Below are 21,362 nucleotides of genomic sequence, written 5' to 3' on the forward strand. Positions count from 1 at the left end.
AGCTATTTCAACCGGACCGCCCAAAATCCGTTTCCGATTTTGGTGAAGGCCAGCCGCACGTCGGCTCCCGCGTGCACGCCCAGCCGCCGGGCCAGCTCCTCGGCTCCGAACGGGAAGTCGCGTTTCATCAGCTCGGCTCCGGCTCCTTTCAGGCTGCGTTTCAGCCGCCGCGGGTCGTACGGTTCGATGCTTTCGACTGCGAATACCTTGCCGATTACCTCCTGCGGCTCTTCGGCGGCGAATCCGTAGCCGTTTTCGCTCCAGATGTCGGCCTTGCCGCGCAGGTGGAGCCGCGCCAGCCGCGCCTTCTGCAGCGCGACGTCGGGCACGACCAGCCAGCGGTAGCGCGACGGGTCGAAGGTGTCGGGTGCGGGCGGCGGCGTCTGGCCGGGGGTGGCCGTGAAACTGCCGCGGCCGAGCGCCGTCGCCGTGAGGGCGGGACCCGTGCCGTCGGCGTAGACGAGCACCTCCTTGCACTCGTCGCCGAGCGAGACGACCTCCACGCGGCTGTCGGGAAAGAGCCGCAGGGCTTCGTCCACGTCGAACAGCGGCGAGTTCTTGATGCACAGACGCCCTGACGCGCGCGCGATAAGCGGCATCAGGGCGGTGACGTCGGGCGAGCACGCTTCGAGCCGCACCAGCTTGCGGCCGTCGGCCGAGCGGCGGTCGGGGTCGGCGAAAATCCAGTCGAAGCGCAGTCCGGGCCGTTGCAGATACTCCTCGGCCGAGGTGTGGACGACCTCTATGTTGGCGGCTTGGAGCCGCCGGAAGTTTTCGGCGGCGATACGGGCCAGCGTTTCGCTGCGTTCGAGCGTCACCACGCGCCGGAAACGGCGGCTCAGGAAAAGCGCATCGACGCCCAGTCCGCAGGTGAGGTCCAGCGCCGTGTCGCCGTCGATCCGTTTGTGCGCCGCACACGCCTCGCTCGACGCCTGCTCGAAGGCCAGCGGCGGGAGTATGCACTGCGCGGCGGCATACGACGGCAGTTTCGATGCCGCCCGCGCGAGGTATTTGACCTGCGTGGCGACCAGCCGCGCGTGGGGCACGGTGCGGTCGAGGGCCACGTCCAGCGGATCGCGGCCGCGGGAGACGGCAATGGCCCGCTGCACTTCGTCCGTAAGCAGCAGTTCGTATTCTTCGGGGGTCATCATGCGGGCAAATGTACGCTTTTTTTCGGTTCGGCGGACCATGCGGCAGCCGTTGCGAGCGCGAAAAAGAGGTAAACGGCCGCCGTCGCCCCTCCGCCGAGGGCGTATTCCGCCGCTGCGCAGGACAGATCCGCCGTGACGCGCGCCAGCGCGTTGAGTCCTTCGGCCGTGTGCGATAGCACGCATTCGAATGCCGGGGCCGCCCATCCGAACGGCAGCAGCATCCAGAGCGCGCCGGCCAGCACCACGACGCTTCCGAGCAGGATCGCCGCCGGGTTGACGACGACTCCCGCCAGCGGCACGATGCCGAACGTATGCGATACGAGGGGCGCCGTGGCCAGCGTCGCCGCCAAGCTGACCGCCAGCGCGTCGGTAATCGGGTTCAGCGCCCGCCGCCGGGTGCGGAGCCGGCGGCAGAGGGGTACGCCCCATGCGAGGATCGCCGCAACGGCCGCAAACGAGAGCTGGAAGCTGATGTCTCCGAGCCATGCGGGATTCCACAACAGCATGCCGAAAGCGGCTGCGGCGAGGGCGTTCAGTCCGTTGTATTCCGACGCGGAGGCGAGGGCGGACTGGAGCATCGTGAACATCACCGCCGCCCTCACGGCGCTGGGCGGAAATCCCGCCGCGGCGACGTAAATCCAGATGCAGGCCGCCGCCAGCAGGTTGCGCAGCAGATGGCCCCTGCGCAGCAGCGGCAGCCACCACAACAGCAGATTGACCAGTGCGAAGACGATGCCCGTGTGCAGTCCCGATACGGCCAGCAGGTGCGACAGTCCGCTGCGCGAATAGGCCGCGCGCAGTTCGGGCGTGATGCCGCTCCGGTCGCCCGCCGTCATGGCGCGGCAGACGGCACCCGCGTCGCCGGGGATTCTCAGACGGCCCATTCGTTCGGCGGCATGCAGATGCAGGGCCGTATTGCGGGCGGGCAATCGTTCGAGTATGGTTCGCTCCGACAGCCATATCGTTCCCGCGAATCCCCGCCGCGTCATCAGGCGGCGGTAACTCTCCGCGCCGCCGCGCAGCGGCCGGACCGTGCCCCGGCAGCGGAGACGCTCGCCCGGATGCAGGGCCGTTAGGCTGTCGGCATGGAGCGTCACCCGGTCGCCTGCGGGGTGCCACGTGCCGTCGGCCGGGTCGCGCCACGCCGTGACGGTCGCTTCGGCGGAAGCATAGCGGCCCCGGTCGGCGGGGATGCCCTCGACGGAGAGTTCATAGGCCGTGTATACCCCGTAAGGTACCGTGCGTCCGGTATCGCGGAGCTGTGCCGCGCCGAATCCCGCCGTGAAGAGCATGGCGAGGGTGCAGAGCGGCGACCGGAGAAGCAGCGCCAAGACGCCGGAGAGCAAAAAGGCCCCTGCGAGAAACCACAGGGGCAGTGCGAAACGGTCGGCGGCGAGAATCCCGGCCGCAAACGGCACGACGGCTTTCAGCATCGGCATACGGTCGAGTTTGGCAAGCAGGAATTCGGGTTTCATACCTGCAAATATAACAAAAGAGGGCTGTTTTGTGTGCTGTTCAGGCAAAAGGTTTTCATGCGGACGCCGGATCGGGCGGGACTCTCCGCTGCTATTGGCGAAATAGCTCCCAACCCCGCTCCACGTCGTCCATATCGGCCGCCGTGCCGTTTTCCACCCGCGAAATGGCCGCCGCCATGCGGAGCATCGTTGTCCGGTCGCGGGTGTCGACCGGACGGTCGTCGGCAATGCCCACGGCGTCGGCGACTGCGCGGATGTAGATTTCCGTATGGTTCTCCGAAGGCGGGGCCCAGCGCGAGATCATGTCGCGGATGGTCTCCAGACCGTGGCGGATGCGATAGGTGTCCAAGAGGACGAAGATCGCCCGATACCCCCACGGCATGGATTCGAACTGCTTGAACGCCGGATCACGCGAGGGCCGCACCTCGCCTTTGTAGCGGACCGCCGACTGCCGGATATTGCCGGGGTTCCGGTTGCTCAGCCCCCTACTCATCGCCCGCCTCCCTCCGGATGCGGCGGCGGACGTAGCGGCGCAGCCAGCGGAACAGCGGGGCGTCGGATAACTGCGATGCGTTTTCGAGGAACGACCACAGCTCCACGCCGCACGTGAAGCCCGTGAAGAGCCGTGCGACGTTCAGCTCCATGAAGTCGAGGATGCAGCTGTCGATCAGCCACGCCATGGCGATCGCCGTAATGGTGAGGCCCAGCTTGAGGACCGTGCGCCATGCTTCGCGGCTCTCGAAATACCATGCGCGGCCTTCGCGGCGGGCCGCCGCGCGGCTGGCGGCGACGCCTGACAGGAAGTCGATGCCGATGAAGACCACGGCGCAGGCCACGAGCGGCCCGATCGGGGCGAACAGGGCGGCGATCCCCGCCGCCGCGCCGCTAACGAGTCTGTACAAAGTTTCCATCGGTCGTGCAGCGGTTGAGGATGTTCTTGTGCGGGTCGTATTCCGGAAATTCGGCGGCGTGCGTTTCGAGGTGTTCGGCGGCGCGGCGCAGCAGCGTCCGGGCCTGACGGCGCAGGCTCCGTTGCAGCTCGCGCAGGGCCTGCGTGCCTGCGGGCTGGTAGGCGGCGGATTTGGGCGCGACGGTGCCGCACTGCCCGGTGCGGACGTCGAGCCGCGGCTGGAGGGCGATGCGCGTGAAAAGCGCCGCCGGAGCCGCAAGATATTCGGTCGTGAAGCCGGCGTGCGAGCCTGAGAGAAGCTTCTCGTACAGCAGCCGCCCGATGACCGGGACGAGGTAGCGCTGTTCGGCCGCGGCGATGTCGCTCTGCGTGACGCTCTCCGGTGCGAGATACTCCCCGTCGGCGAAGGCCAGCGCGACGGCCTGCGCGGGGGTGATAAGTGTGTTCATGGTTGTTGTAATTGAAATGATTTTCGAATATCGCTGAAAGCGGTGCGGAAGTTCCCGCGGGGGCGTCATAACTACAAACGCGACAACAGCGTGCTGGAGCGGGAAAAGCAAGACAACCTTTGCGTCGTCTTGGCCGCGTGCGGCAACTCCCCGCCGGGCGGGGATTCAGGGGCGGGTCGGACTTGTAAACGACGCCGAAGGCGGCGAACAGAAAGTTTCGAAAGCACCCGGAGAATCAGGTCTTATTCTATGCTCCTGATATTATACTTCGTGATCTCGGACAGAAACGCCTGCTGGCGCTCGTCGTCGGGATCATACTCCAGTCCGTCGGCCTTGCGGGCCTCCCAGACCTTCATGTAGATCGGCTTGGAGCGTGTCGGCGGACGGTTTACGATTTGCAGCGACGACGTGTCGAATCCCGATACGGATGTCAGGAGCTGGCGGATCGGCTCGGTCAGTTCGGCCTGCTCGCCGAGGATGACCGTGTTGAGGGCCACTTCGTACTCGTGTAGGATGCGTTCGGCGCTGAATCCCGAAGCATATTCCAGTCCGCTCAGGGTCCGGAACCACGAGTGGGCCACGACGATGTCCGACACGGCCTGCTCGTGCAGCGCCTGCCAGTCGCCCTCGTTCTGCGATGCGATCGGAATAAAACGCGAATTGTCGTTCTGCTCGCCGCCGTCGCGGATGACGAACATCACCTGTCCGGGGTTGCCCGCGAATTTCTGCTCGGCCAGCCGTACGATGCGTTCGGCTTCGGCTTCGCTGTCCACCGTACTGTCGAGCATCATCACGCCGGAGAGCTGGAACGAGTTGTCGAGCCGCGAGATATTCCACTTGTCGGTCTTGTAGGCGATGGCCGAGACGTTGAACCCCGCGATGTAGGGCGGCACGCCGTAATGTTCGAACGTCGGTTCGTAGTCCTTGTAGTGGATCACGGCGCGCAGCGTGCCGTCGGACTGCTCTTCGAATGCCGGGTAGAGGGGCAGGGTCCGCGCTTCGGCCGCTTTGAATGCCGTCCAGTCGTGGTGGAGCAGAACGTGGGCCGAGTCGCGGGCCAGCCGGCAGCGCGAGGCGTCCTGATGGTGCAGCGAAAGGAACGTATGCCCGGCGTCGGTCACCGCTTCGAGAAATGCGTTGCCGAAGAGCGCCTTGTCGAACGCCAGCTTGTTGAGCACCTGCCGCAGGCTCTCCCCGTCGCCGTTTACGTGGCGCAGGAAGGCCGCGAGCCGGGGCTGCTGCACCTCGTCGCACGTGAAGCCCTTGCCCGAAATGTAGTCGGCCTTGTCGTTGATGATGCGGCGGTGGGTCACCGAACGGCGTGCCATCAGCGCCAGCGCGTTGGGAAAGAGGTTGTCGTCGCCCCAGCGCCAGAACGCGTCGTTTTCGACACGTCCCGCGCCGAGCGTGATGTAGGGATCGACCGTGCGGTTGTTCACCGCGACGGCCGGTTTGATTTTGTGCTTTTTGCTCATGGTTCCTGTTGTTTGAGTTCCGGGGCCGGGTCGGTGTCCTCGCAGGTGAGGGTCACGACGACCGGCGTGCCGTCGAGGGGTTTTACGCCCGATTCGTTGCTCACCGAGCCGAGCCGCAGGGGTTGTTCTCTCCCCAGCCGGGCCGACCAGCCGATCAGCAGCCGTTCGCCCGATGCGGCCGTGACGGTTGCGATCAGCCCCTCGGTCGCGGCCGTGCGACGGAATGCCGGGCCGAAAAGCGTGCGGGCCGCTTCGCGGCTGACGACGAGCTTCAGCGTATGACGCACGCGCTGCGGTCCGGCTTGGGTGTCGCTCAGCTCGGTATAGGAGGAGCGTTGTTCGGCGAGCGGCAGCCGCGTGAGCAGCGTCCCGTCGCGGAATACCGCTTCGGCGCGCCCGTCGGCCCCCAGCGCCGCCCGCAGGAGATTTCCTGCGGGGGTGATCGCGGCGGCCGTGATGCCGCCGGCGGGTTTGCGGGGTGTGGACGCTGTCATCGCTATACCCGGAATGCGTAAGAGAGCATCGTCTCGTCGATCACGTCGCATCCGGCCATGAAGACGGCGCGCTGGCGGTTCTCCATCAGGTCGGGGTTGTACCACATGCGCACTTCGTTGCCCGGAAAGTCGGACGTGTTGACGGCCAGTACGAGATTGCGGCGGTCGGTCAGCAGGCAGAACGACTTGTGGAGCGAGGTGTCGGACAGATAGGCCCCCAGACGGACGTCGACGAGCGGGATGCCGTGGTAGGCCAGTCCCTGACGGCCGTTGGTGCTTTCGGCGTAGGCCGCGTCGGCGCCCTTGCTGTCGAGGTACTTTTCGTAGGCGTAGTAGAGATCCGAGGTGACGAAGAAGGCGAGCTGGCCTTCGGCTTTGCGGTCCTTGATACGTTCGTCGGCGTTCTGCCAGAGGTCGTCGAGGATCGCGACGATCTTTTCGGGATTGGTGAAGTCGGCGGCTTCGTAGACCGAATTGTGGAACCGCTCCTGCTCGGCGCCTGCCTTGACGCTTTTGAGGAAGCCGTCGAAGGTGTTGAAGCCCGAAGCGGCCGTCGTGTCGCCGACCCACATCGTGGCGCGGATTCCCTCGGCGATGGCCTGCTTGAAGAGCGAGGTTTCGGCCTGCTCCAGCTCGCTGCCCGTCAGGTCGTCCATATTGACGTCGGCGCGCGCCGCGATTTTCTCGTATACCAGCGAGAAGTAGTCGGCGGCCGAGAATCCCAGCTCGGCCTTCACGCGGCTCAGAGCGATGGTTTTCTGCAGTTTGTTGGCGGCGCTGCCTCCGGACCACCCTGCGGCGGTGTACTTCTGGAGGACGTTGCGCTGCCCTTCCCAGAGCTGGATGGTTGTCGGGACGGGCATGTTGTAGAGGACCCTCACGCCCAGTTCGCCGGCCGAAGGGCCGCTCAGGATGGGACGGAAGAAGATGTTTTCGAGGTCGGAACCGGTGTACTGCTTGGCGTTTTCTAAGAAACTCATGGTTGAAATGATTTTGGTGGTTGTTCGAATGGTCGGGGAGCCTTTTTCTGTGGGACTCTCCCGGTTTTACATGTTGCGCAGACGTTTCGCGTCTTCGGAGTAGGCGCGTTGGTTGGCTGTCCGCACGAGGTCGCCGTAGGAGGGATCCTCGCGGGGCCGGGTTTGCGTGGGGACGACCCGCTGCTGCGCCTGACGCACCGCGGCGGCGGAGCGGCGGAGCAGCTCCCGCTCTTCTCCTTCGGTGTGGAGGACGTTGCGGTCCCGGTCCGCGGGCAGCTGCTCTCCGGCGCTGAGACCGATGCGGATGAGCAGGCGTTCCCAGCCGCGGGCGATGTTTCGCGTCAGCGAGGGGACGGGATGTCCCGCCGCATCGGTCACGACGTCGGCCAGACCGGCCGCGACGGTCTCTTCGGGCGACAGCCAGCGGCCGTTGCCGTTGTTTTCTGCCATCAGGGTTTCGAACTCGGCCGCCGGGCGTCCCGAACGGGCGGCATAGACTGCGGCGATGCGCGCGTCGGTCTGGCGCAGCAGGTCGAGTTTGCCGTTCAGCTCGGCGGCGTTGCCTTCGGTGGCGCAGACGGCCGTGTGTATCAGGTAGAGGGCGTTGGCCGATATTTCGCGGCAGCCGGGCGACGCGGCCTGCGCGATGATCGTCGCCGCCGAGGCTGTGTACCCGTAGCAGCGGGTCGTGATGTGTGCGCCGAGCGCCGTGAGCGCATCGTGGATCAGCAGCGCGTCGTTCACGTCACCGCCCGTCGAGCGGATGTTGACCACCACTTCGGACGCGTCGATTTCGGCGATGCGGCGCACGGCGTCGCGGAACTTTTCGTAGGTCGCCACGCGCGCTTCGGGCCGGTCGAACTGCCACTCTTCGGGCACGCCGATCGTGCCCTCGATGTCGATTTGGCAGACGCCGGCGTTGTTGTCGATTTGAATTTCCGATTTCATGTTTCAGGATTTGTACGAGTTGTAATAGTAGCTGCGGATTTTTTCGTAGGAGCAGCAGAACAGTTCGGCCGTGGCGTGCATGGCTTCGCACCGCGGCACGCCCTCTGCGCCCAGCCGTTCGATTTCGTTGCGTACGGCCCGCTGTTCGCAGACCCGCAGGTTGACCAGTCCCAGTTCGAACAGCCGTTCGACGGCCCGTTCGCCCTCCAGCCCGCCGAGTTCCCGCAGCAGGATCGCGGCCAGTCGTTTTTTGTGGCGGGTCGTCATGCGTCGGGGAGTTGGGTGAAGGTGCAGCGGACGGAGGCCGCCTGCGGGTCGTAATCTTCCACGGCACGGAGCGCTGCGCGGACCGTCCCTTCGCCCGTGTCGAGCAGGAACGCCGAACGCAGGTCGGGCGCTCCCGTTCCGGGCGTGAAAAGGCTTTCGAATTCGTGGGGCGCGAGCCGCAGCGAGAGGGTGATGCGCCGGCCTGCGGACTCTCGGCCCGTTTGCAGGTCATAATAACGGTGCAGGCCCCGCACGCCGTCGCGGTCCTCGAAGCAGAGCGTGAATCCTGCCGCCGCGCCGTCCCCCGCGAAATGGAACGCCGCGAGGGGATATTCCGCCTGCCCCGACGGAAATCCCCACCGCTCGCCGTCGGGCAGGGGGTGCATGCCCGCGAAGCGTACGATGCGCGGCGTGAAGTTGGTGCCGTCCTCCTGTACGTCGTCGCGGTCTCCGACCTGCATGATTACGGCCGAAGAGGCGTCGGAGTAACCTCCCGCGGTGCTGATCGTGGGGCAGAACAGCGGATTGGCCAGCGTCTTTTCGCCCTCCTTGGCCGCACGGGAGCCCGTCGTGACGCTCCATTGGCCGAAGGGGCTTTCAGCCTCGGCGTCGAAACGGGCCACGGCTCCGTCGCCCGCCAGATAGCGCCATGTGCGGCGTTCGTGGACTTCGGGGGCGATGTCCGCCAGCACCACGGGCTGCGAGAAGTCGGTTTTCGCCCGCCAGTCGGCCGCGGGACCTGCAGCGAAGAAATCGTCCGCCGGTTCGATCCGGACGGTTCTTGTCGCCTGCTCGGTGTGGAAGCGCAGGTTGAAGAGGTGTTGCAGCGCTTCGAGCAGTTCCGACTGCCGGATCCGGTGCCGGGCCACGTCGGCGAACGTGATCGCCGACCCGTATCCGGGCGCCGACGAGAAACGCGGCTGGAGCGAACATTCCTTGTGCAGGGTGAGCGACATGCCCTCCTCGGCCCCGTGGAAGTAAATCCGGTTGAAATATTTGGGTGACGAGGGCGAGAGCCGCTCGGCGGCGGTGCGCACCCGCAGTTCGACGGTGGTCTCTCCCCGCTCGGCGATATACCCGTCGTACAGCGCCCAATCCCCGGCGTACGGCTCCCAGCGGGTGCCGCTGCGGACCTGCAGCACGGGATTCGCCACGCTCCCCGCCGCGGGCGTGACGACCTGCGCCGTGCGGGCGGAGAATTCGGCCCAGAGCGTGTCCGCCGTTCCGTTCTTCGTGTAGTTCAGGCGGTATTGCCGCCCCTCGGCGTGGTCGAAGACGATCGCCGTGTAACTGTGGTTGGGTGCGATTTCGCCGCGGCGGTCTTCGTAGCGGTTGGCCAGCGTGAAACGCATGTCGGCCCCCGTGCCGAAATAGACCGAATCGAACCCTTTGAGCCGCTGGCGGCTCTGGATCACGTGGTCGGTGGTGTACTTCAGGTAATACTCGAATCCCGCGCTCACCTCGGTCGTGGGCGTGAAGACGATATTGCCCCGGTCGAAACCGAAACAGCCGCCGTTGTTGCTCAGGCCGGGAACCGGTTCCCCGTCGGCGTCGGGGGTCTGGGGCGTGGCCGTCTCGACGATGTTCCCCACGGAGTTGAGCGCGGTATTCGGGTTGGCGGCCACGCGGCCCGAATAATCGGCCTTCGCCGTGGCGGACGACAGCCGCCGGGCGAAAAAGCCCATGCGGGCGGCAAGGGCCGCGGTGTCGCGCGAGGCGTATGCGCCGCTCATGTAGAGCGACCGGAACAGGTCCGACTCCATGAATCTGCTTTCGATGCGGTACCCCGCTTCGCCGAAGATCGTTTCGACGAGCGTCGCCACATGCAGGAACGGGTGGTAATCGTCCACCGTCAGGAGCCGCTGGGCGGGGAGCAGGTCCGTCGGGCTGTTGCGCTGCGGGTATTCGTCGCGGCGGATCGGGAAGAACTTCACGGGCGAATCGTCCGTCCAGCCTGCGAGGATCGTCTCCGGAGTCAGGGCCGCCCGGAAATCGACGCCGAGGGCGTTGAACATCCGCCGTGCGGCGTTTTTCGCCCAGCCCGCTCCGCCGTCGCGGATTTCTATCCGGTATCCTTCGTCCGATGCGCTCAACATCCGCACCGTTCCGCTCAGCATCACGGAACCTTCGGCCGTAAGTTCCGCCGTGTGCAGCGTTGCGTTGAACCGTTCTGCGGTATGCGGATCGCGGGCGAATCCGGCGAGCGCATCGTTGCGCATCGTTGCGGGGATGGTCAGCGTCAGCGAACGGCCTTCGCGGGCGGCCTCGACGTCGGCGAGGGCCGCGGCGGCGTATCCCGGCACGGCGATCCGCTCCGATCCGAGGTCGCACGGCTTTCCGTCGATATTCAGTTCCATGGCATGCGGGTTTTGCGCTTGGAGCGGATTTCGATTTCGAGACAGTTCACCGCCGCGTGGCGGTGTACGACGACGGCTGGGGTCGTTACGTCGACCGGCGTATATCCCCCGCCCTCCGCCAGCCATACTTCGGGCGAAGCCGTGATCTCGCCGAGGGCTTCGAGTACGGCCCGCGTCTCGTAAGCCGATACGAGCGTGGTCCGCCGTTCGGTGCGGGCCGCCGCCGTGAGGTGGCCGTCGGTCCCGTACGCCCGGTCCTTTACGGTCTCAGCCGTCACCGATTTTTCGATCGGAAAGGTGTAATGCTCGATGCTGCCCGCACTGCTGCGCCATGCGAGCCTGCGGCCGCCGGAAACGGTCGGGACGACCGTGTAGGAGACCGAACCGCATTTTCCGGCGTCCACGGTCAGCGTTTCGGCGTCCGGAAAGTCGCGGGTGTCGAGCCGGAAGACGAGCACTCCGCCGCTTTTCGTGCGGTAGCTCTCGGCGGTTGCGGAGTCCCCGGCCTGCGCCGTGACCGTTATCGTGCAGGCTTCGTCGCAGAGCAGCGTCAGTTCGTCGCTTTCGCCCGGCGAGATCGTGCGGACGGAGGGCATGGCCGTCAGCAGGGCGGGGGCCGCGACGATGTTGCGGCGGGGCAGGAACGTGCGTTCCGGGGAGACGGCTTTTTCGCCGTTTGACGGGGCCGTTTCTCCGGCCGGAGTCATGCCGGCCTCGACGACCGCCGCGATGCAGCGGCCCTCGGCGACGTGGAATCCGGTGCTCCCGGTCACGGGCGAGAAGCGGATGGCGCGGCGCAGGCAGGGCGCGGCGTCGAACGAGACCGACGCGCTTCCTGCGAAACGTCTTGCGCCGATCAGGTCTGCACTTCCGGTGTCGGTGATGCGCAGGTCGATCGTCCCCGCCGCCGCGGCCGTGACCGTGTAGCGAAGCTCTCCGCCGAGCGGGGCGTACTGTTGCGGAATTTGTGTGAATGTCATTGGATCGTGTTTTGAGAGATGTCGTTACGGCGGAGACGCGCCCCGCCGCCTTTTGCGGCTTTCTCGTGTGCGGACAGTGCCGTGCCCTGAGCCGGGCCGGGGCGGTGTCGCCGCAAGAGGCGGGGCGCTCCGAATCAGAAGAAGGTTACGATGCGCGCGGCGGCGGTCTGCGAGATTTCGCCGTGCGGCGTGAGTGCGAAGGCGCGGGGGCGGACCGAAAGCCCTTCGACGGCGAGAACCCGTTCGTCGAGTGAAAGCGCCGCGAAGATTTCGAGCAGCTGCTCCTCCATCCGGGCCAGCGCAGCGCGCCGCTCCGTGGGGGAGAGCCGTGCGCCGGAGCTTAACAGGTGGAGCGTCATGTCGTACGTCGCCCGGCCGTGGCTGCGTCCTTCGACGGCGTGTAGTTCGAGGGGCGCGAGCCATGCCGCCGGGTAGCTCCGCACGGTGTGGGCCATGCCGTCTTCGGGCCCCGTGTGGAAAGCGTAACCCTGCTGCGCCGCAAGCGCTTCCGCCGCACCTTCGAGATGGGTGCGATTCATTGTTGACAAGTGTTTGAAAGATTGTTGAAAAACGGTAATAACAATTCGTAAGGGGCTGACAAAGAATTTTGTCCCGTTGTTGATAACCCGTGCACGGTGCACCGTGCGGTGTGAATTGTGATGCAAATATACATCGGCGGATACCCCCTTGTCAAGAGGTCGGGGCACTTTTTCTAAATTTTATGGAAAAACTCCCGATTTTTGATTACCTTTGCCTTATCGAAACCAACAGTTTTATACCTTATGGATGATGGTCATAGTTCCACGTATAGCGGCTGTGTCGTATCTCAATACGATACCGTTCATCTATGGTATCGAGCACGAAGGTAACCTGCGTGCCGAACTGCTGTTGTCTCCCCCCGCCGTCTGCGCAAAGAATTTCGCCGAACACAAGGCCGACATCGCCTTGGTACCTGCCGCCGCCGTGCCGTCGCTCGCCGACGCCGAGATCGTCACCGAATACTGCATCGGCGCCGCCGGTCCCGTGCGGACGGTCGTCCTGCTGAGCGGCGGGCCGATCGAAACGGTGCGCCGGGTCTTCCTCGACGCCCATTCGCTGACCTCGGTGCAGCTGGCCGGCTATCTGTTGGCCAAACACTGGAAGGTCTCTCCCGAATACTATACGATGGAGGATTACGCGCAGCTGGACCATGCCCTGCCGGGCGACGCGTTCCTGCTGATCGGCGACAAGGTTTTCGACTACGAGGGCCGCTTCGCCTATTCGTACGATCTGGCCGCCGAGTGGAAAAAAGCCACGCGTCTGCCCTTCGCCTTCGCCGTCTGGATCGCCCGCAAGGGTGTCGATCCCGATCTGACCGAAGGGTTGCAGCATGCGCTGACTTTCGGCATCGAACACACGTACGAGGCCGTCCTCGAATACGGCTTCGACCGCAAACCGTACGATGCGTACGGCTACCTCACGCAGAATATCGACTATATTTTCGACAATCAGAAGCATAAAGCGCTGCAAAAGTTCTGGAACTCCGGCATCAAGGTGTCTCCGAGGGCCAATCCCGGCTGAAGAGCTTAGCGGACGGTCGTCCGCCTCTCTGCCGAACAGGATTATGAACTTTAAGAAGGAGAGCGTTTTATGATTACGATTTACCTCAAGCAATACAACAAGATTATCCGCAATGCCGACACGAAGCTCTTCGACGAGCTGGGTTACGACGACATTTTGTGGATCGACATGCTTCTGCCCACGATCAAGGAGCAGAAGGCCGTCGAGAACTTCATGGAGATCAGCCTTCAGACCAAACAGCAGGTCGAGGAGATCGAATCGACTTCGAAATACTCCGAAGACGAGAATGCCATCATCTCCAACTCCAATTTCTTCGTGCCGACGGGCGACACGTTCATCGTGGAACCCGTGTCGTTCATCATTTCGAACGAGGGTGTGCTGGTTTCGGTGCGCAGTGCCGAATTCCGGACTTTCCGCGAGACGGAGAAGCGCCTGCAGATGAACTACCGCAACTATTCGACGGGTTATCACCTTTTCATTTCGCTCTTGGAGGTGCGCATCGACTTCGACGCCGACCTCGTGGAGCTGATCGCCAAGCAGGTCGCGGCGCTCTCGAAGGACATCAACTCCGAAGATTCGATCGACAAGGCCGTGCTGCACCGCATCAGCGCTCTGCAGGAGAGCACCATGTCGCTGCGCGAAAATATCTTCGACCGCCAGCGCGTGCTGTCGGGTATCCTGCGCTCCGAACGTTTCCCGAACGACATCTATCCGCGCTTGCAGCTGATGATCAAGGACGTGAACTCGCTGATCAACCATGCCGACTTCAGCTTCCAGCGTCTGGACTATATTCAGGACGCCGCGCTGGGTCTGATCAACATTGAGCAGAACGAGATCGTCAAGATCTTCTCCGTGGCGGCGGTGATCTTCATGCCCGCGACGCTCATCGCGTCGATCTATGGCATGAACTTCAAATTCATGCCCGAACTGGACTGGACCCTGACGCTCTCCAACGGCTGGAACATTCCGCTGGGCTATATCTTCGCCATCGGTCTGATGATCTTCTGTTCTGCGCTGACCATCTGGTACTTCAAGTACAAGAAGTGGCTCTGAAGACACGCCCGCTCTGCGGGCGCGCTCCGGCCTTTCTTTCCCGTTACTCCACCAGCCGCACGAAACAGGCGTCGCTTACGTCGCCGGCGCCCCAGTCCGACACCAGAAATGCGTTGTTGTTGAAACTGTTGAAGTCGAACGTGGAGACGTTTATATCCCACGCCGAAGTTCCTGAAGCCGACTGTTTATTGAGCCAGTAGATCGCTCCGAAATTGGTGTAAACGGTGTAGAGCATCGGGCGGTAATGAATGTCCGACGAGGTGTAGAGCGCACCTCGGTTGGCATAGCGCAGCACGCCGCGTTTGCCGCCCTCCTGCGTGCAGTTCTTACGCCGGCCGTATCCGGCGACTCCGGTTGGAAAGAAGAGGTTCGCACCCTCTCCGCCTGAATTCGTACTCCCTTTGGGGTTGTAGACGAAACATCCGCGCATGCCTTTGTTCTTATTGCTTTCGTTGTAATAGGCGTAGCTGTAAATGTCCTTCACGTCGAAAGAGGTTTCGGTGGATTCGTCGTCGTAAAGCACGCCGTATGCGAACTGGCAGTTGAGTTGCAGGGCGTGGAAATCCTCGTATTCGGCTACATGGCAGTTGGGATTGCCGTTGATGGTCTGTTTGCGGTCGCTGAATCCTGCCGAAGCGCGGGGTTTGTTCGTGATCTGCGTTTTTCCCGCGACCTCGGTCCATGTCCCCTTTTTTCCCGACTCCAAGGGAGCCAGATCGAACTCGGTCGTCGCATGGTCCTTGAAATTGTCGAACACGTTGTTGGTCGCGTCGATGGGCTGGTCGAAATTGCCGAAGCGGAACAGCGACCCCTCCTCGCACGGCGACTTCGCTTCCGTGTCGTTGTAGCAAAGATTGAAACAGTGCCATTTGGCATCGCCCGCGATTTGGGCGGGAGCGTAGCCCTGACGGACGAAGATCCGGTGGTAGCAGGAGTAGTTGTGGTAACGTATCAGAATGATCCCGTACCTGCATTGATCCGCGCCGATGGTGCCGTCCGGCTGGTAGGAGAACCGGATTTCGGACCCGGTGGCTCCTTTGGCCCGGCCTCCGAGCACGCCGTTGATCCTGATCCAGTCGCTGCCGGTCTCGATTTCAGCCTCCCACGGCCCCTCCGATTCGAACGGAAGGTATTGTGTGGCGGCCTCGTTCTTACGGTGTGTGAGCACCACGTTGAACGGTGTGTCGTTGTCGTGACGGCGGTAAATGCCTTTGGGATTGATGATGCGGCGGACTTGGAATATCGTCACGGTGTCCACCGTAGGTTCGGGATGCCCCTCCAGCTGGACGGTCAGTTTCACCTTCGCCGAGCGTCTGTATGAAAAATAGGGGTTGTTGCCCGAAAATCCGGTCGTACTCACCAGCTGCAATGCCCGCGTGTAGCACGGAATCTGCAGGACGGTCCTCTCTTTCGCCTCGTCGATCGTGACGATGTAGTCGCCGTTGTTCCCTCCGTCGATCGTGCCGCTTTTCGAAAGCTCGTACTCCCGGTATCCGCGGGGCGCCTGCCCTTTCTCTTGGGGAAGCAGCAGCGCTTCGCCGTACGCCTCCAGACTTTCTCCCGAAAGGGCCGTTCCGAAGTCTTTCTGGAGCCAGTAGAAGTAGTTGTAGCCGCACCAAAAAGATTTGTCGCGTCCGATCCAGTTGATATGGGTCGCGGCCAGCGACAGAAATCCGTTCCACGGGCCGTCCTTGATCTTCGGATTATCGGGGTCTGCGGTAGTGACATTGCCCGCGGTCGGGTTTCCGCTCAGGGAGTAGACTTCGTCGGGGTAGTATTCGAACTCGTCGCCGGCTTGGTACGGGCCCCAGTTGTTCTCCACGATCTCGGCTTTCAGATTTCCGACGGGTTTGCCTTTGATCTTCACCGGAAGCATCATCGAGTGGTCGTACAGATAGGAGATGTAATAGGGATTGGGGACGTAAATGCCGGGGTCCTCATTATAGTCGATATGCCAGTCCACGTCGTTCGCGCTGCCTTGGAAACGCATCGTGAGCTTGTAGTGGAAATTGCGTTCCGCATTGTAGTCGTCGTCGGCATTCTTGCCGAGCATGAACCGGTAGAATATCGCGCCCTTTCCGGGGTTCTCCGCGGTGTTCGAGATGTAGAAACCCTCCACTTCGATATAGGTGCCGCAGGGCTTGCCGTCGCGGTATCCCGGATCGTCGGGGTCGTTGCCGTCCAGGAAGGATATGTGCTGGTTGTCGCCCGACACATCTTGCCATTTGAGCTTGCCCTTTCCCTGCATGTTTTCGTAGAAGAAGAGCGACCGGGCGTCGTTGGCGTGCAGCTGCTCCTTGGATTGGGCGGTTCCTCCCAAGGGGTTGGAGCCTTTTGTCAGGCGCGGCCACTGGTTGAAATCGGTTCCCTGACCGTATTCGATCGTGTCGCCGGCGAACCATACGTCGTTGTCGGGGTCCTTGATGCGCTGTTCGTCGTTTGCGTCCAGCAGCGTGCAGGACCGGGGTATGTTGTGTATGCGCGCGGACTTGATGTAGATATAGACGTTGTCATAGAGATTCTTCGTGTCGAACGATATCGTGACTTTCGATGCCAGACGGCGCAGCCATGCGTGGATCGTCGGCTTGGCCGAATTGATCGTCAGCAGCGGCGCTTCGCCCCGGACCGCTCCGGATTCCGGTTTGTTGGCCGTGAAGTAGCCGGACATCTGATCGTTGTTCCGCGTCAGTTCGGGGGCGGTCTCCCATGCCGGGGCGATCCGCCTGAAATCCTCCTCCAGAGCGATTTTTTCAGCATATCGGGTGCTTGCCGCGAGATCGCCCATGTTGGCCACGGCGTAGATCCGGTAACGTCCGTAGGGAATGTTGCACGTGAATTCGGCCCGCTGCGTGGTCTGTTCTGACGGGCTTCCTTCCCGGTCGGGGTCCGAAATCTTCATCTGCTCCCGTGTCCGGTAGGCGTTTCCCGCGAGCGAGCCGTCTTCGTTGTACCATGCGATGAAGATATCTTCGATTTCGGCGATCTCGTCGCCATTGAGGCTGCGGGTTTTTCCGAGGGAGAGGTTCGAAAGGGCCTGAAAGGTCACGGCGAACGATACGCGGCTTTCGCCCTTGCCGATCGGTCCCGCGTCCGCTTCCAAGTCGTCGCGCATACAGGAACCGAATCCGAACAGCATGCCGCCCAGCAGCAGGTAATATATCGCTTTGCTTTTCATCCGTTTCAGTCGTCTGTTTAGGGTAACAGTCCGAATCCGGGATCGAGTTCGACCAGTTCGTAGGGAAATACCTCTACGACGAGATCCGGTTCGGATGTCTTCGAAATCGAGAATTTGTAGTAATAGTTGCGCCGGATGTCGAACGGATCTCCGACGGCGCTGCCTTCCGGCGGCGCGTTGTAGTATTTGAATTCTACGGCATACTCCTTGCCGGGCGCCTCCTTGAATCGGACCCGCATTTCGGCGGCGTCGGCCGCTTTGCGGTTCGCGGTCCCTGCCGCGACGTTCCGGTATTCGGGGACGTAGGCGATGAAGCGCCCGTCCGCCGTGCGGTCGAATGCGCGTGTTTTCGGGGCCTCGTCGTTCCTGCCGTCCGGCAGATGCACGGCGTCCGTGTAGTCGCCGGCGTAGTTTCCCTTGACATAGTCGTCCTGCGAGTAGACCCCACTCGGAGCGCAGCATCCCGTCGCATTGTACCGGAGCAGTTCGACCTTTTCGAGCGTCCAGCCCGATGTCTTGCAGCTCACCTCTACCTTGGCCATGGCGCGCAGCAGGTGGACGGTCCCCAGATGGGTGAGCATCCCCGGTGTGAAAGTCATCTCCTCGCAGCTTTTTACGCCGTACATCGGAATCAGCCGTTCGCGGGACAGTACGAACGGTGCGGAGAACGTGTAACGGCTGCTTTCCGCCGTGCAAAGCTCCTCGATCGTCGTCTCTCCCGCCGTCATTTTTTCGGGGTAGGAGGGCCAGTTCGCCAGTGCGACGACCTTGAAATTCGCGGGCGGCATCTTGTCCGTTTTTCCGACTACTTCATACGTTTTCGACCGGTCGGAGTCGTTTCCGTCGGGGATAAGCTCCACCGTCTGGAACGCGGAGAGGTATCGGTTCTGCGCATCGAAAAAGAAGAATCTGTAATTCCCGTTTTCGAGGTCGATCCCGTTCTCGAATTCGCTCTGCGTGCCGTCGTCGTACGAGCCTTCGGGCGTTCCGCCCGCCCGCGTGCCGTTCGTGCTGCCGAGCGCGATGCGGAAACTTACCCGCACGTCGTCCGGCCGCTCCGTGCCGGTTCCGGGGACCGGCTCTTCATGTCCGGTCCGGCGGCACGACACGAGCGTCGCGCCGGCGAGCGTCGCGAGACAGATGAAAATGCGTATGATTCCGTTCGGTGACATGTGCGTAAATTGTCAGATTCCCGTATTTTGCCAAACCATTTTCCACGAATGGATGTTGATGCTCATGCTGACCCAGCGCATTCCCTCTCCCAGCACGCATACGATGTTGTACTCGTCCATGCGGTCGAGGAATTCCTGCTCGTCCATATCCCGGCGGTATTCGCCTTTGACCAGCAGGGCGTAGTCCACCAGCGGGATGCTGAGAACGGTCTTTCCGGTGTCGTTGTCGCGCACCGTCAGCCTCATCTTGCGCTCCTCCGGCAATTCCTCCGGCTGTAGTTGCGGCGGATTCGTTCCGGTTTCCGCCCGGACCGTCGCGCTCTTGTCGCGCACCATTAGCCGTGCGGTGGTCAGCTCTGCGATAACGGCATTGACCGACGTCACGGCGTCGGGGAGGTCGGGAAGCGCTGTTCCGGCCGTCGCGGACTGCTTGTGCCACGCATGATAGGTCACCGGTTCGTCCGGCAGCAGCTGGTTGTCCCAGTCCATCCGGCCGTTTTCGGCGGTGATCCGGAACGAGAAACGCTTCTCGTCGAGCCGCTCTCCCGACGTCTGCTGCAATACGACGCGAACGTTGTTGGTGTTCTTCACGAGCGGTACGACGTAGGTATAGGTGCCCTCCGTGTCGCCGAAGGTCTGATTCGGCAGATAGCCGTGGTAGAGCCTGTCGAGGTCTTCGCGGACGTGTCCCGTCCCGTCGGTTCCGGATTCGCGCATCAGCGTGCAGGTCAGCTCCTTTCCGGATGCCGATTCCGGGATTCTGAACGAACCTTTGTCCGTCGATCCGCACCATGCCAGCAGGTCGTAGGTTCCCGGAGCGACGTCCACCTCCATGGCGTATCCCTCTTTGCCGAGGGCTTCGCCGCTTTCCGTGCGCTGCCAGACCACCCTGCCGCCGCCGTCGAGCAGATAGAGCGTTACCGACTCGACCTCGCGGGCGAATGCGTCGGCGAATTTGAGGTTCATGTCGTAGCGGAACTTCACCCGGTAATTTACCGAACAGTCGCCCTCGCCGTCGTAGATCACGCTGTCGCAGCCCAGCAGCGTCAGGGCGCAGACGATCGCCGCGAGCGTCCTTTTGCCTATTGCGTATATGTAAGACGATGTGCCCATCTCTGTCACTCTGTTTAGTTCATCGGGTCCGGACCGGGGCAGCCCCTTCCGCGAAGAGGCTGCCGGAAACTACAGATTTACGTTCTGGTTGACGATCTTCCATGAGAGGATATTGATCCGGGCGCCTACGTAATAGGTATCCTTTTCGTCATTCTTTCCGGGAACGATCTCCTCTTCGGGGTCGAAGATGCCTTTGCCGATCTTCGTGAGACTGTTGACGGTCACCACATAGTGATGGTTGCGGACGATGCCGTACTTGGCGACGGGGATCACCCGTTTGTTTTCGGCGTCGGTGGTCGTCGCGGCGTTGTTCAGATGCTCGATCGGGATGTTGTAGTACATCAGTCCGTCCTTGTAGCCGATGGCTTCGTTGTAGGCGTTGAAATCCTTCATGTTCTTCTCGACCTCGCCGAGCTCGGTATCAGTGGCCGGGGCATACGTCTCGCCCGATTTTCTGTACAGCGAGGTGCCTGCGGCGAGCGGTTTCAGTTTCAGGTATACCTTTCCGTCGCGGTCGTTGGCCAGCTCGACGCAGTCATGATCTATCTGCACGTATTTTCCGGTCGCCTCGTCTTCCAGACAGTACAGGTTCAGCTTGTTGCCTTTCTGAAGCGTGTTGAGCACGTAGTTCAGGTAGTCGTTGCGTTTGTAGAGCGTTCCGTTGTAGCGTATCATCTCCAGCGGCTGTTCGTTCTCGTCGAGGATCTGCGCTTTGAGCAGGATGCTCGTCACGGCCGAATGGAGATACTCCGATACGATTTCCGACGTGTTGGAGTTCTCGGCGCAATAGGCTGACTGCCCGAATTGTTTGGTAAGCTTGTCGGCGTTGATGTAATTCAGGTATTCGGCGACTGCGGCTTCTGCCGAAACGTCGGGATACTTGCCGTCCTGTTTGCCGTAGTTGTAGGACTTTCCCCAGTAGCTGCGGAACCAGACCGCATCGTTCCAAACGAATCCGAGGTCCGCATCCGACCATGCGGTTTCGATGTTCTTGACGATGTAGGAATCCTTGGCGGTGGCGTTCAGCCCCCCCCCATCCGAGGGATCGGACGTAGATGTCGGCCGCTCCGGTCTGCGTTCCCTGCTCCTGTTGGTTGGGGTCTCCGGCGACAGTCACCTTGACCTTGTAGATTCCGGGTTTCCCATCGACCGGAACGAGCTTATCGTTGTCCACGCGCAGGGTGACTTTCGCCGCCAGACGCTCCACGTAGATGTCTACGGGCGTTGCGTTCTGCGCCTCGTCCAGCTCCTTCTTGAAGTCCGATTCGCTCACCTCCGTCACGAAGTAGGGAACCGCCGCCGTGCGGCCGTAGCTGGTGGTGCTCATGGTGAAGTGCGACCCGTTGTAGATGCTGCCTGCAAGCAGTGTCTTCATCCCGTCCAGCGTGTTTGCCGGCTCGAAATCCTCCGGCGTGTTGAGCACCGTGACCAAGTGTTTCGGGTGGTTGGTTTCGGTCAGGCCCTTCAGCACGATGACCGATTTTCCGAAGAATTCGATGTTGCCCGCGGGGTTGTCCTCATTCTCCGTGCCGCTGTCCCAGACGTTTGCACGGGCGATGAATATGCCGTTCGTATCGTAGAAGAAGAAGTCGGCGTTGACCACTTCGTGCTCGGCCGCGTCGCCGTATTCCAAGTCGCCTCCGGTCGCGCGCGTGGAGTTCGCGTCGGTGATGTTGACTCTCAGATAGGCTTTCCCGTCGAATGATCCGGGCTTGTTGCTGTTTTCGGGCTCTTGGTCCGAACAAGCGCAGAATGCTCCGCAAACGAGTATCCCGCAAAGGATGTTTTTCAGTTTCATAGGAG

Annotated in this window: 20 protein-coding genes; 2 read left to right on the top strand and 18 right to left on the bottom strand. The window is 62.4% G+C overall.

Annotated elements, in window-relative coordinates:
* Positions 1–2: 2 nt before the first annotated feature.
* The 13 genes from ACESTR_RS02890 to ACESTR_RS02950 form a co-directional block, all read right to left on the bottom strand.
* Positions 3–1,151 (bottom strand): THUMP-like domain-containing protein, encoded by a 1,149-nt coding sequence (locus tag ACESTR_RS02890; RefSeq protein WP_009599133.1) that lies wholly within the window; start codon positions 1,149–1,151, stop codon positions 3–5.
* Positions 1,148–2,626, bottom strand: coding sequence for a ComEC/Rec2 family competence protein (locus ACESTR_RS02895; protein ID WP_373178773.1), 1,479 nt, complete (start codon positions 2,624–2,626; stop codon positions 1,148–1,150). Before ACESTR_RS02895 ends, ACESTR_RS02890 begins: the two co-directional genes overlap by 4 nt.
* Before the next feature lie 91 nt (positions 2,627–2,717).
* Positions 2,718–3,119, bottom strand: a complete 402-nt coding sequence (locus ACESTR_RS02900) for a structural protein P5 (RefSeq protein WP_373178774.1) — start codon at positions 3,117–3,119, stop codon at positions 2,718–2,720.
* A complete protein-coding gene (locus tag ACESTR_RS02905) occupies positions 3,112–3,537 on the bottom strand; it encodes a phage holin family protein (protein WP_195559061.1) in 426 nt (141 codons plus the stop codon). Before ACESTR_RS02905 ends, ACESTR_RS02900 begins: the two co-directional genes overlap by 8 nt.
* Positions 3,512–3,985 carry a hypothetical protein gene (locus tag ACESTR_RS02910; RefSeq protein WP_014775308.1) on the bottom strand — a complete coding sequence of 158 codons (474 nt, stop codon included), beginning with the start codon at positions 3,983–3,985 and terminating at the stop codon, positions 3,512–3,514. Before ACESTR_RS02910 ends, ACESTR_RS02905 begins: the two co-directional genes overlap by 26 nt.
* Positions 3,986–4,227: 242 nt before the next feature.
* The gene (locus ACESTR_RS02915; protein WP_014775307.1) at positions 4,228–5,460 is read right to left on the bottom strand and encodes a phage portal protein; all 1,233 of its coding nucleotides are present in this window, start codon (positions 5,458–5,460) and stop codon (positions 4,228–4,230) included.
* Positions 5,457–5,954, bottom strand: a complete 498-nt coding sequence (locus tag ACESTR_RS02920) for a hypothetical protein (RefSeq protein WP_014775306.1) — start codon at positions 5,952–5,954, stop codon at positions 5,457–5,459. Before ACESTR_RS02920 ends, ACESTR_RS02915 begins: the two co-directional genes overlap by 4 nt.
* A gap of 2 nt (positions 5,955–5,956) precedes the next feature.
* Positions 5,957–6,934 carry a hypothetical protein gene (locus ACESTR_RS02925; RefSeq protein ID WP_014775305.1) on the bottom strand — a complete coding sequence of 326 codons (978 nt, stop codon included), beginning with the start codon at positions 6,932–6,934 and terminating at the stop codon, positions 5,957–5,959.
* 66 nt (positions 6,935–7,000) lie between these two features.
* The gene (locus ACESTR_RS02930; protein ID WP_022044475.1) at positions 7,001–7,882 is read right to left on the bottom strand and encodes a Clp protease ClpP; all 882 of its coding nucleotides are present in this window, start codon (positions 7,880–7,882) and stop codon (positions 7,001–7,003) included.
* Between the two features lie 3 nt (positions 7,883–7,885).
* Positions 7,886–8,149, bottom strand: a complete 264-nt coding sequence (locus ACESTR_RS02935; protein ID WP_014775303.1) for a hypothetical protein — start codon at positions 8,147–8,149, stop codon at positions 7,886–7,888.
* Complete coding sequence (locus ACESTR_RS02940) at positions 8,146–10,506, bottom strand: hypothetical protein (protein WP_373178776.1); 2,361 nt, start codon at positions 10,504–10,506, stop codon at positions 8,146–8,148. The genes ACESTR_RS02935 and ACESTR_RS02940 overlap by 4 nt, the downstream gene beginning before the upstream one ends.
* Complete coding sequence (locus ACESTR_RS02945; protein WP_373178778.1) at positions 10,497–11,486, bottom strand: hypothetical protein; 990 nt, start codon at positions 11,484–11,486, stop codon at positions 10,497–10,499. The genes ACESTR_RS02940 and ACESTR_RS02945 overlap by 10 nt, the downstream gene beginning before the upstream one ends.
* Before the next feature lie 134 nt (positions 11,487–11,620).
* Positions 11,621–12,025 carry a hypothetical protein gene (locus tag ACESTR_RS02950; RefSeq protein ID WP_270390813.1) on the bottom strand — a complete coding sequence of 135 codons (405 nt, stop codon included), beginning with the start codon at positions 12,023–12,025 and terminating at the stop codon, positions 11,621–11,623.
* Positions 12,026–12,272: 247 nt separating this feature from the next.
* Between ACESTR_RS02950 and ACESTR_RS02955 the strand changes: the two genes are divergently transcribed.
* Both ACESTR_RS02955 and ACESTR_RS02960 read left to right on the top strand, forming a co-directional pair.
* Entirely contained in the window at positions 12,273–13,046 is a 774-nt protein-coding gene (locus tag ACESTR_RS02955; RefSeq protein WP_373178780.1) for a menaquinone biosynthetic enzyme MqnA/MqnD family protein, read from the top strand.
* Between the two features lie 69 nt (positions 13,047–13,115).
* On the top strand, positions 13,116–14,099 hold the full coding sequence (locus ACESTR_RS02960) for a CorA family divalent cation transporter (protein ID WP_009599088.1): 984 nt from the start codon (positions 13,116–13,118) through the stop codon (positions 14,097–14,099).
* Positions 14,100–14,142: 43 nt separating this feature from the next.
* Here the strand turns inward: ACESTR_RS02960 and ACESTR_RS02965 are convergent, their stop codons facing one another.
* The 5 genes from ACESTR_RS02965 to ACESTR_RS02985 all read right to left on the bottom strand — a co-directional run bounded on the left by ACESTR_RS02965 (position 14,143) and on the right by ACESTR_RS02985 (position 21,357).
* On the bottom strand, positions 14,143–17,274 hold the full coding sequence (locus ACESTR_RS02965; RefSeq protein WP_014775298.1) for a DUF4906 domain-containing protein: 3,132 nt from the start codon (positions 17,272–17,274) through the stop codon (positions 14,143–14,145).
* Positions 17,275–17,291: 17 nt separating this feature from the next.
* Entirely contained in the window at positions 17,292–18,446 is a 1,155-nt protein-coding gene (locus ACESTR_RS02970; protein WP_014775297.1) for a FimB/Mfa2 family fimbrial subunit, read from the bottom strand.
* A gap of 12 nt (positions 18,447–18,458) precedes the next feature.
* Positions 18,459–19,559 (bottom strand): FimB/Mfa2 family fimbrial subunit, encoded by a 1,101-nt coding sequence (locus tag ACESTR_RS02975; protein ID WP_014775296.1) that lies wholly within the window; start codon positions 19,557–19,559, stop codon positions 18,459–18,461.
* A gap of 69 nt (positions 19,560–19,628) precedes the next feature.
* The gene (locus ACESTR_RS02980) at positions 19,629–19,952 is read right to left on the bottom strand and encodes an Mfa1 fimbrilin C-terminal domain-containing protein (RefSeq protein WP_373178800.1); all 324 of its coding nucleotides are present in this window, start codon (positions 19,950–19,952) and stop codon (positions 19,629–19,631) included.
* A gap of 142 nt (positions 19,953–20,094) precedes the next feature.
* On the bottom strand, positions 20,095–21,357 hold the full coding sequence (locus ACESTR_RS02985) for a hypothetical protein (protein ID WP_302988551.1): 1,263 nt from the start codon (positions 21,355–21,357) through the stop codon (positions 20,095–20,097).
* Positions 21,358–21,362: the final 5 nt, after the last annotated feature.

It is taken from the genome of Alistipes sp. DJF_B185 (assembly GCF_964250025.1).
In the GTDB taxonomy this organism is placed as follows: Bacteria; Bacteroidota; Bacteroidia; order Bacteroidales; family Rikenellaceae; genus Alistipes; species Alistipes finegoldii.

What these genes read in the sequence shown, in the direction of transcription:
- ACESTR_RS02900 (WP_373178774.1), bottom strand. Translation starts at nt 3,119, where the DNA reads ATGAGTAGGGGGCTGAGCAACCGGAACCCCGGCAATATCCGGCAGTCG.
- ACESTR_RS02935 (WP_014775303.1), bottom strand. Translation starts at nt 8,149, where the DNA reads ATGACGACCCGCCACAAAAAACGACTGGCCGCGATCCTGCTGCGGGAA.
- ACESTR_RS02920 (WP_014775306.1), bottom strand. Translation starts at nt 5,954, where the DNA reads ATGACAGCGTCCACACCCCGCAAACCCGCCGGCGGCATCACGGCCGCC.
- ACESTR_RS02925 (WP_014775305.1), bottom strand. Translation starts at nt 6,934, where the DNA reads ATGAGTTTCTTAGAAAACGCCAAGCAGTACACCGGTTCCGACCTCGAA.
- ACESTR_RS02955 (WP_373178780.1), top strand. Translation starts at nt 12,273, where the DNA reads ATGATGGTCATAGTTCCACGTATAGCGGCTGTGTCGTATCTCAATACG.
- ACESTR_RS02895 (WP_373178773.1), bottom strand. Translation starts at nt 2,626, where the DNA reads ATGAAACCCGAATTCCTGCTTGCCAAACTCGACCGTATGCCGATGCTG.
- ACESTR_RS02940 (WP_373178776.1), bottom strand. Translation starts at nt 10,506, where the DNA reads ATGGAACTGAATATCGACGGAAAGCCGTGCGACCTCGGATCGGAGCGG.
- ACESTR_RS02985 (WP_302988551.1), bottom strand. Translation starts at nt 21,357, where the DNA reads ATGAAACTGAAAAACATCCTTTGCGGGATACTCGTTTGCGGAGCATTC.
- ACESTR_RS02915 (WP_014775307.1), bottom strand. Translation starts at nt 5,460, where the DNA reads ATGAGCAAAAAGCACAAAATCAAACCGGCCGTCGCGGTGAACAACCGC.
- ACESTR_RS02905 (WP_195559061.1), bottom strand. Translation starts at nt 3,537, where the DNA reads ATGGAAACTTTGTACAGACTCGTTAGCGGCGCGGCGGCGGGGATCGCC.
- ACESTR_RS02960 (WP_009599088.1), top strand. Translation starts at nt 13,116, where the DNA reads ATGATTACGATTTACCTCAAGCAATACAACAAGATTATCCGCAATGCC.
- ACESTR_RS02970 (WP_014775297.1), bottom strand. Translation starts at nt 18,446, where the DNA reads ATGTCACCGAACGGAATCATACGCATTTTCATCTGTCTCGCGACGCTC.
- ACESTR_RS02930 (WP_022044475.1), bottom strand. Translation starts at nt 7,882, where the DNA reads ATGAAATCGGAAATTCAAATCGACAACAACGCCGGCGTCTGCCAAATC.
- ACESTR_RS02945 (WP_373178778.1), bottom strand. Translation starts at nt 11,486, where the DNA reads ATGACATTCACACAAATTCCGCAACAGTACGCCCCGCTCGGCGGAGAG.
- ACESTR_RS02950 (WP_270390813.1), bottom strand. Translation starts at nt 12,025, where the DNA reads ATGAATCGCACCCATCTCGAAGGTGCGGCGGAAGCGCTTGCGGCGCAG.
- ACESTR_RS02965 (WP_014775298.1), bottom strand. Translation starts at nt 17,274, where the DNA reads ATGAAAAGCAAAGCGATATATTACCTGCTGCTGGGCGGCATGCTGTTC.
- ACESTR_RS02975 (WP_014775296.1), bottom strand. Translation starts at nt 19,559, where the DNA reads ATGGGCACATCGTCTTACATATACGCAATAGGCAAAAGGACGCTCGCG.
- ACESTR_RS02890 (WP_009599133.1), bottom strand. Translation starts at nt 1,151, where the DNA reads ATGATGACCCCCGAAGAATACGAACTGCTGCTTACGGACGAAGTGCAG.
- ACESTR_RS02980 (WP_373178800.1), bottom strand. Translation starts at nt 19,952, where the DNA reads ATGAAGGATTTCAACGCCTACAACGAAGCCATCGGCTACAAGGACGGA.
- ACESTR_RS02910 (WP_014775308.1), bottom strand. Translation starts at nt 3,985, where the DNA reads ATGAACACACTTATCACCCCCGCGCAGGCCGTCGCGCTGGCCTTCGCC.